Annotated in this window: 7 protein-coding genes; 4 read left to right on the top strand and 3 right to left on the bottom strand. The window is 63.9% G+C overall.

Going from position 1 to position 9,018, the window contains the following annotated elements; genetic code table 11:
• The first annotated feature begins 168 nt into the window (after window positions 1-168).
• Complete coding sequence (gene dnaE, locus WBQ44_RS12065; protein ID WP_495566923.1) at window positions 169-3,705, top strand: DNA polymerase III subunit alpha; 3,537 nt, start codon at window positions 169-171, stop codon at window positions 3,703-3,705.
• A gap of 68 nt (window positions 3,706-3,773) precedes the next feature.
• On the opposite strand, the gene WBQ44_RS12060 is transcribed toward dnaE, so the two are convergent.
• A complete protein-coding gene (locus WBQ44_RS12060) occupies window positions 3,774-4,010 on the bottom strand; it encodes a hypothetical protein (RefSeq protein WP_495566922.1) in 237 nt (78 codons plus the stop codon).
• A 151-nt stretch (window positions 4,011-4,161) separates the two neighbouring features.
• On the opposite strand from WBQ44_RS12060, the gene WBQ44_RS12055 reads away from it, so the two are divergent.
• Both WBQ44_RS12055 and ilvA read left to right on the top strand, forming a co-directional pair.
• Window positions 4,162-4,596, top strand: a complete 435-nt coding sequence (locus tag WBQ44_RS12055; RefSeq protein ID WP_495566921.1) for a nitroreductase family deazaflavin-dependent oxidoreductase — start codon at window positions 4,162-4,164, stop codon at window positions 4,594-4,596.
• 106 nt (window positions 4,597-4,702) lie between these two features.
• The gene (gene ilvA / locus WBQ44_RS12050; protein ID WP_495566920.1) at window positions 4,703-6,058 is read left to right on the top strand and encodes a threonine ammonia-lyase IlvA; all 1,356 of its coding nucleotides are present in this window, start codon (window positions 4,703-4,705) and stop codon (window positions 6,056-6,058) included.
• A 19-nt stretch (window positions 6,059-6,077) separates the two neighbouring features.
• On the opposite strand, the gene WBQ44_RS12045 is transcribed toward ilvA, so the two are convergent.
• Window positions 6,078-6,614: a TetR/AcrR family transcriptional regulator gene (locus WBQ44_RS12045; RefSeq protein WP_495566919.1), complete on the bottom strand. Its 537-nt coding sequence runs from the start codon at window positions 6,612-6,614 to the stop codon at window positions 6,078-6,080.
• Between the two features lie 93 nt (window positions 6,615-6,707).
• On the opposite strand from WBQ44_RS12045, the gene WBQ44_RS12040 reads away from it, so the two are divergent.
• On the top strand, window positions 6,708-8,231 hold the full coding sequence (locus WBQ44_RS12040; protein ID WP_495566918.1) for an MFS transporter: 1,524 nt from the start codon (window positions 6,708-6,710) through the stop codon (window positions 8,229-8,231).
• Window positions 8,232-8,252: 21 nt separating this feature from the next.
• On the opposite strand, the gene WBQ44_RS12035 is transcribed toward WBQ44_RS12040, so the two are convergent.
• Window positions 8,253-9,018: DUF3459 domain-containing protein (locus WBQ44_RS12035; RefSeq protein ID WP_495566917.1), on the bottom strand; the 766-nt coding region annotated here is incomplete at its 5' end.

The raw sequence follows: 9,018 nt of genomic DNA, 5'->3' as shown, positions 1-9,018 counted from the left end.
TCGTCGGGTCGCTCCCCGACGACGGTCCGATTCCCCCTCGATGAGACGTGTCGTTCACGACACGAGACACGCCGAACAGGACACACCGACGGCGGGCAAACAAGGTCATACCCGAGTAATAGAGTGGGTGCACTCCCGCGCTGCACGACCCTCAGGAGAGAAAAGTTCGTGGCTGATTCGTTCGTTCATCTGCACAACCACACCGAGTACTCGATGCTCGACGGAGCGGCCAAGATCGCGCCGATGTTCGCAGAGGCGAGCCGCCTGGGGATGACCGCCGTCGGCATGACCGACCACGGCAACATGTACGGCGCGAGCGAGTTCTACAACGAGGCCAAGAAGGCCGGCATCAAGCCGATCATCGGCATCGAGGCGTACATCGCGCCCGAGTCCAGGTTCAACAAGAAGCGCGTGCTGTGGGGCGATCGCAGCCAGAAGTCGGACGATGTGTCGGGCAGCGGCGCCTACACGCACATGACGATGGTCGCCGAGAACGCGACCGGCGTCCGAAACCTCTTCAAATTGTCTTCTTTGGCGTCGATCGAAGGTCAGCTCGGCAAGTGGGCGCGCATGGACGAGGAGATCATCGCCTCGCACGCAGAGGGCATCATCGCCACCACAGGGTGCCCGTCCGGGGAGGTGCAGACCCGCCTGCGGCTCGGACAGGAACGGGAAGCTCTCGAAGCCGCAGCGAAGTGGCGTGAGATCTGGGGACCGGAGAACTTCTTCCTCGAACTGATGGACCACGGCCTGTCCATCGAGCGCCGGGTCCGCGAGGGTCTGCTCGACATCGGCAAGAAGCTGTCCATTCCGCCGCTCGCCACCAACGACTGCCATTACGTCACCAAGGACGCCGCGGAGAACCACGAGGCTCTGCTGTGCATCCAGACCGGTAAGACGCTCAGTGATCCGACGCGGTTCAAATTCGATGGCGACGGCTACTACCTCAAGTCCGCCGCCGAGATGCGCGAGCTCTGGGACGACCAGGTGCCCGGAGCCTGTGACAGCACGCTGCTCATCGCCGAGCGGGTGCAGCCTTACGACGACGTGTGGGCACACCGAGACCGGATGCCCATCTTCCCCGTCCCGGAGGGACACACCCAGGGCACGTGGCTGCGGCACGAGGTCATGACCGGACTCGATCGTCGGTTCCCCGACGGCCCGACCGAGGAGTACCTCGCCCGGGCGGAGTACGAGATCGGCATCATCCTCGAAATGGGCTTCCCCGCCTACTTCCTGGTGGTCGGCGACCTCATCAATCACGCGAAGGCCGTCGGTATCCGGGTGGGTCCAGGCCGTGGATCGGCAGCAGGATCGCTCGTTGCGTATGCCATGGGCATCACCAACATCGATCCGCTGCCGCACGGTCTGCTGTTCGAGCGGTTCCTCAACCCCGAGCGTGTGTCCATGCCCGATATCGATATCGACTTCGACGACCGTCGTCGCGGCGAGATGGTGCGCTACGCCACCGAAAAGTGGGGTAGCGACCGCGTCGCTCAGGTCATCACGTTCGGAACCATCAAGACGAAGGCAGCGATCAAGGACTCCGCGCGAGTTCAGTTCGGGCAGCCCGGATTCAACATTGCGGACCAGATCACCAAGGCGCTTCCGCCGCCGATCATGGCGAAGGACATTTCCGTCGCAGGCATCACCGATCCCGCCCATGAACGGTACAAGGAAGCCACCGAGGTACGCGCCCTCATCGACTCCAATCCCGATGTGGCGACGATCTACAAGACGGCCAAGGGCTTGGAAGGTCTCATCCGCAACGCGGGTGTCCACGCCTGCGCGGTGATCATGTCGTCCGAGCCCCTCACCGACGCCATCCCGGTGTGGAAGCGTGCGCAGGACGGCGCGATCATCACCGGCTGGGACTATCCGTCGTGCGAGGCCATCGGCCTGCTCAAGATGGATTTCCTCGGTCTGCGCAACCTCACCGTCATCGGCGACGCCATCGACAACATCAAAGCCAACCGCGGTATTGAGATCGATCTCGATTCCCTGCCTCTCGACGACCCGGCAACCTTCGAATTGCTCTCTCGCGGAGACACTCTCGGAGTGTTCCAGCTCGACGGAAGCGCGATGCGAGATCTGCTCCGGCGGATGCAGCCGACGGGGTTCGAGGACATCGTCGCCGTTCTCGCGCTGTACCGCCCAGGCCCGATGGGCATGAACTCGCACAACGACTACGCCGATCGTAAGAACGGTCGACAAGAGGTCAAGCCCATTCACGCGGAGCTGGAAGAACCGCTGAAGGTCATTCTGGGTGAGACGTACGGCCTGGTGGTCTATCAGGAGCAGATCATGCAGCTGGCGCAGAAGGTCGCCGGGTACTCGCTGGGCCAGGCCGACCTGCTACGTCGCGCGATGGGTAAGAAGAAGCTCTCGGAGCTGGAGAAGGCGTACGCCGGATTCCGGCAGGGCATGTTGGACAACGAATTTTCCGAGGCGGCCATCAAGGCGCTGTGGGACACCGTTCTTCCGTTCGCCGGCTACGCGTTCAACAAGTCTCACTCCGCCGGCTACGGACTGGTGTCGTACTGGACCGCATACCTCAAAGCGAACTACCCGGGCGAGTACATGGCCGGGCTACTTACGAGCGTCAGCGACGACAAGGACAAGTCGGCCATCTACCTGGCGGACTGCCGGAAGCTCGGAATCACGGTGCTGCCGCCGGACGTCAACGAATCCGAGCTCAACTTCGCCTCCGTCGGTAAGGACATCCGTTTCGGCCTCGGTGCGGTGCGTAACGTCGGGACCAACGTCGTGGCATCGATCATCAGAGCGCGTGAGGAAAAGAGCAAGTACACCGACTTCTCGGATTATCTGGGCAAGATCGACGCAACGGCCTGCAGCAAGAAGGTCACCGAGTCGTTGATCAAGTCCGGTGCGTTCGACTCGCTGGGTCACCCTCGTAAGGGCTTGATGCTCATCCACGCCGATGCCATCGATTCGGTCATGGGCACGAAAAAGGCCGAAGCAATCGGCCAGTTCGACCTGTTCGGGGGCGAGGATGCCGACGAGTCCATCTCGTCGGTGTTCAACGTGCGGGTACCCGAAGAGGAATGGGAGTCGAAGCATCGTCTGGCTCTCGAACGGGAGATGCTCGGACTGTACGTTTCGGGCCACCCTCTGCTCGGTGTCGAGCACATGTTGGCCGCGCAATCGGACACCAACATTCCTGCGATCCTCGAAGGCGACGTCAAAGACGGGGCTCAGGTCACCATCGGCGGCATCCTCGCATCGGTCAACCGTCGCATCAACAAGAATGGTCTGACGTGGGCTTCGGCGCAGCTCGAGGACCTTGTCGGCGGTATCGAGGTGTTGTTCTTCCCGCAGTCGTACTCGGTGTTCGGCGCGGACGTCACCGAGGATTCCGTCGTGCTGGTCAAGGGGCGGGTCTCGGTGCGCGACGACCGCATCTCGCTCATCGCCAACGACCTCGCCGTACCCGACCTCTCCGCCGTCGGTGTCGCCAAGCCGCTGGCGGTCAGTTTGCCGACGCGACTGTGCACAGCAGACAAGGTCGGTGCACTCAAGAAGGTGCTGATGAGTCATCCCGGAACCTCGGACGTGCATCTGCGTCTGGTCAGCGGCGACAAGGTGACGGCAATGAAGCTCGACGACAGTCTCCGGGTCACGCCTACGTCTGCGCTGATGGGGGATCTGAAGGCGCTGCTCGGGCCCGGCTGCTTGACGGGCTGACCCGGAGACCGAACCCGGCGGTGGGGCTTGGGTGCCCGGGCTCGAGTGGTCGTTCCCGGGATGGACCGTCAGGACTGCGAACGGTATTCGTGCAGGAGTAGAGACCACCACGCGACGACGGTAGCGGCGGCACTCGCGAGAACCGCTGTCTGTATCGACGCGGTCGACGCGAGTACGCCGAGGAATACGAGCACCCCGACAACGATTGCCTCCACCTTGTACACGGGCCAGGCCGTGCCTGCGATGTCGACCGTGGCCAAGCGTGTGCGACGTGGTGCTCGGGTACTCGGGACCGTAGAGGTCATGTGCGTGCTCCGTTCGGCGGTGCTGCCAGCAATGTTCAGGGTATACGTGTCTAGGACTTCGGGCCACCGAACTTGCAGGATTTACCCCGCATCTCCAGGCGCCCGGCGTTCGGCGTGGCGAGACGGCCGTGGCAGGTGTTGACTGGACGGCATGCCACTCAGCGGAGAGTACGAACCGAGCACGATGGACTGGGCCCGCGAACAGGCCGAACTCCTCGAGAGCTCCGGCGGAACCCAGGGAACGTCACTGAACGGAATGCCAGTCATCTTGCTGACGACCAAGGGCAACAAGTCCGGCAAGCTACGGAAGACGCCTCTGATGCGCGTCGAACACGACGGGGAATACGCGGTCGTCGCGTCGTTGGGAGGAGCGCCCAAGCATCCCGTGTGGTACTTCAACGTGAAAGCCGAACCGCTGGTGGAACTTCAGGACGGTACCGAGAAGGCGGACTACCTAGCACGTGAGGTCTCGGGCGAGGAGAAGGCGCTCTGGTGGGAGCGGTCCGTGGCGGCCTACCCCGACTACGCGGACTACCAGAAGAAGACCGATCGAGAGATTCCCGTGTTCGTCCTGACGAAGGTGTAGAGACGCAACAGTGTCGCAATTCGAGCCACGGGGGTAGTCGCGGTACCTTCTTCGATTGGACGGCCCAACTGTCGAAGGTGACTGCGCTGGTGGCAGCATGGACGCCGTGTCCAACTCGCCTGATGTCGTCGATAGAAGCAACCGTTCGTTTGCCGTGACTGCAGACGATATCGATGCGGCTGCTCGGCGAATTTCGGATGTCGTTGCGGCAACTCCGCTTCAGTACTGCGAGCGCCTGTCCGCTGCCACCGGTGCGCACGTCTATCTCAAGCGTGAGGACCTGCAGATCGTCCGCTCCTACAAGATTCGCGGGGCGTACAACCTGATGGCGCAACTCACTCAGGAAGAGTTGGCCGTGGGTGTGGTGACGGCCAGCGCAGGCAATCACGCTCAGGGCGTTGCGTACGCGTGCCGGGTGATGCAGGTGCGCGGACGGATCTACATACCGGTCACGACACCCAAGCAGAAGCGCGACCGTATTCGGGTGCACGGTGGTGACTTCGTCGAACTGATCCTCACCGGAGACACGTTCGATGCCGCAGCGGCGGCCGCGAAGGACGACGTCGCTCGGACGGGCGCAACGATGGTTCCTCCGTTCGACGACCGGAGAACCGTCGCGGGGCAGGGCACCATCGCGGCAGAGATCGTCCAGCAACTCGGGGTGGCGCCGGACACGGTGGTCATGCCGGTCGGAGGCGGCGGCTGCATCGCCGGCATCTCGACATACCTGCGTGAGCGTTCACCGTCGACCGCGCTCGTCGGGGTCGAACCGTCCGGCGCGGCATCGATGACGGCAGCGCTGGTAGCCGGTGGCCCGGTGACCCTGGCGGAGATAGACCCCTTCGTCGACGGCGCAGCTGTTCGCCGTATCGGCGATGTTCCGTACGAGGCGATGCGGGCCCTCGGAGCGGAAGTGGTGTCGCATGCGTCGCTGCCTCTGGTGGCGGTCCCGACCTTCCCCGACACGGAGTCCGGGCCATTTCTCATGACGCAGATCGACGAGGGCGCGATCTGCACGGCAATGCTCGAGCTGTATCAGAACGAGGGCGTCATCGCGGAGCCTGCCGGTGCGTTGAGCGTTGCCGCGCTGCACTCCGTTTCGGTTGCTCCGGGCAGTACCGTGGTCTGCCTCGTCTCCGGCGGCAACAACGACGTGTCCCGATACGGCGAGATCCTCGAACGGTCGCTCGTCCACCTCGGACTCAAGCACTACTTTTTGGTCGACTTTCCACAGGAGCCCGGCGCTTTGCGCAAATTCCTCGACGAGGTTCTCGGACCCGAGGACGACGTCACCCTCTTCGAATACGTCAAGCGCAACAACCGTGAGACGGGCGCTGCCCTCGTCGGTATCGAACTGGGTGTCGCATCGGGGCTCAGTGCTCTGCTCGAACGCATGAGAACCTCGCATCTTCGGGTGGAGCAGCTGGAACCGGGTTCGCCCGCCTACCGCTATCTCACCTGACCGCTACTTCATCTGGCCGCTACTTCGTGTGTGCACTGCCCAGCAGGCGCGCGACGACCTGTCGATGCAGGTCGGGGTCGACAGGTGGTAGGTCGAGCAGCGCACCGAGGTAGATGCCGTCGCCCACGAGGCGGACGATCTCGGCGCTCACGGGGTCAGGTATCTCGGCGCGCAGACCTTCGTCCCATAGCCGCATCACCTCGGTGACGGCGTTCTGGATTTCGTCGGAATTGCCGTCCACGCTGCGCAGCACGGCCAGCGTGGAGCGATAGAGCGCGGTCTCCTTGTCGGAGATCGTCGAGGGTGGCTGCAGGTACCACTGCGCGACGGTCGTACCGCCCTCTGCGGCCCGGGCGCGTTGTTCGTCCGAGCGATCGCCGAGTCGACGGACCATGGCGGCGATCATCGCTTCCTTGGTCTTGAAGTGGTAGAGCAGGCCGCCCTTGGACACCGCGGCCTTGGCCGCGACATTCTCGAGGGTCACCTTAGTCGGACCCTGATCCAAGAGCATGTCCTCGAGGGCGTCGAGGATCCGGTTACGTGTGTCGGAGGACATAGGAGTCACTGTACCGGCTGGACGGTTCACTGCTAACCTGGGGTGCTGTACCGGCTGGACGGTTCAGCGCAGACTTCGAACAAGGAGACAGCAGTGAGTGAGTTGCACGCGTCGGACACACGCGGCGAAACACAGGCCGGCCCCAAGGACTGGGCAGGCCTCGTGGTGTTGGCATTAGCCGTGCTGCTGATCGCGGTCGACGGCACCGTACTCGACCTTGCCCTACCGTTCATCAGTGCGGATCTCGCCCCCAGCAGCAACCAACTCCTGTGGATCATCGACGTCTACTCGTTCGTTCTCGCCGGTCTGCTCATCACCATGGGCACACTCGGCGATCGCGTCGGTCGACGCAAACTGCTGTTGATCGGCGCCGCAGGGTTCGGTGTCGCATCCGTGCTCGCCGCATTTGCCACGAACCCGGAGATGCTCATCGCGGCGCGGGTACTTCAGGGCATTGCGGGCGCGACGCTGATGCCCGCGACCCTTGGGCTCATCCGCACGATCTTCACCGACCCACGCCAACGAGTCATGGCCATCGGATTGTGGGGCGCAATGGCGGGCGGCGGCGCTGCCGTCGGACCACTCGTCGGCGGGTGGTTGCTCGAACACTTCTGGTGGGGATCGGTGTTCCTCGTCAACGTTCCGGTGATGCTCGCGCTGCTCGCACTCGGCCCGCTCGTCATCCCCGAGTCGAAGGACCCGACGCCGGGCAAGTTCGATCTCGTCAGCTCAGCGCTATCCATGCTGGCCCTGGTGCCGGTCGTCTACGCAGTGAAAGAGACCGCCGCACACGGCGTCAGCACCGCCAACATCGTCGCAGCAGCAATCGGAGTCGGTGCAGGGGTGGTGTTCGTGCGTCGGCAGAACAAGCTCGCCGATCCCATGATCGATCTCCGGTTGTTCGGCAATCCCGCGTTCTCGACGGCGGTGTTCACCAATTTCCTGTCGGTGTTCGCGCTTGCCGGAGTGCTGTTCTTCGGAGCTCAATACCTACAGCTCGTGCTCGGCAACAGTCCGCTCGAAGCGGGTCTGCTGCTGCTCCCCGGCACGGCCGCGAGCATCGTGGCGTCGCTGACGGCCGCATACGCCGTTCGCTACCTTCGCGTCGGTACCGTGCTCGGTGGCGGGCTGCTGGCTGCAGCGCTGGGCGCCGTCGCACTGCGCGGGTTGGGCGCATCCAGCGGGCCGACGCTGTTCGTTCTCGGTTTCGTCCTCGTCGGTGCCGGAGCCGGCATTGCCCTGACGTTGACGTCCGATCTGGTGGTCAGCGCAGTCGAACCCGAACGCGCGGGTGCCGCATCCGCGGTGTCCGAAACGGCATACGAACTCGGCATCGCACTGGGCGTCGCGATACTCGGCACCGTCGTCATGTCGTTCTTCCGGCGCGGCCTCGACGTCACAGGCCTCGACGACGCACAGGCGTCGGCGGCCCAGGAGACGCTGGGTGGGGCAATCGCGTTGGGCCGTGATCTGCCGGCGAACGTCGCCGCGGTGTTGACCGACTCGGCGCACGTCGCGTTCGTCGACGGTATGCACGTGGCGTCGATCGCGACCGCTCTGGTGCTGGCAGCGACCGCAATCGGCGTCCTCGTCAAGCTTCGCCCCGCCGCAGAGTAGAAGGTGGAGGGCACGGCGGGCTCAAGAGCGCAGAATCGCGAACGAATGTCCGGGAATCTTGGTTGCCGAACCGGTCTCGTCGGACGTCGGCGGCTCCCAGGCCAACAGTGAGGTGCCGCCGACCGGGACGGTGACCTCGCGCTCGGACAGGTTGCAGACGACTCGGATCGAGCCACGGTGAAGGACGATCCACCGCTCGTCCTCGTCGTAGTCGACGGTGAGATTCTCGAGCCACGGATCGGTGAGTTCGGTGTACTGTCTGCGCAGCTCGAGCAAGCCGCGGTAGATCTGCTTCAGCCGCGCATGCTCACCGGTGTCGACCTCGGACCAGTCCAGCTTGGAACGCTGGAACGTATCAGGATCCTGTGGGTCGGGGATGTCCTCGCTGTCCCATCCGTGCTGGGAGAACTCGGCCTTCCTGCCGTCGGCGGTCGCCTTGCCGAGCTCCGGCTCGGGGTGGCTGGTGAAGAATTGGAACGGAGTCGAAGCGCCCCACTCCTCGCCCATGAAGAGCATCGGGGTGTAGGGCGATGCAAGCACCAGCGCGGCTTTGACGGCGAGCTGGCCGGGGGAGAGGTAGAAGCCTGGCCGGTCGCCGATCGCGCGGTTGCCCACCTGATCGTGCGTCGTGGTGTACGTGACGAACGAGCTTGCGGGCATGCGACGGGTGTCGACGGGCCTGCCGTGTGTTCGGCCACGGAACGACGAATACGTGCCGGCGTGAAAGAAGCCCTGGCGCAACGTGTTCGCGAGTGCCTGCATCGAACCGAAGTCGCCATAGTAGCCC

It is taken from the genome of Rhodococcus sp. (in: high G+C Gram-positive bacteria) (assembly GCF_049591685.1).
GTDB lineage: Bacteria > Actinomycetota > Actinomycetes > Mycobacteriales > Mycobacteriaceae > Rhodococcoides.
The sequence above is the reverse complement of the archived record's forward strand: the minus strand, read 5'-3'. Positions and strand labels throughout refer to the sequence as shown.

What these genes read in the sequence shown, in the direction of transcription:
- WBQ44_RS12060 (WP_495566922.1), bottom strand. Translation starts at nt 4,010, where the DNA reads ATGACCTCTACGGTCCCGAGTACCCGAGCACCACGTCGCACACGCTTG.
- WBQ44_RS12055 (WP_495566921.1), top strand. Translation starts at nt 4,162, where the DNA reads ATGCCACTCAGCGGAGAGTACGAACCGAGCACGATGGACTGGGCCCGC.
- WBQ44_RS12045 (WP_495566919.1), bottom strand. Translation starts at nt 6,614, where the DNA reads ATGTCCTCCGACACACGTAACCGGATCCTCGACGCCCTCGAGGACATG.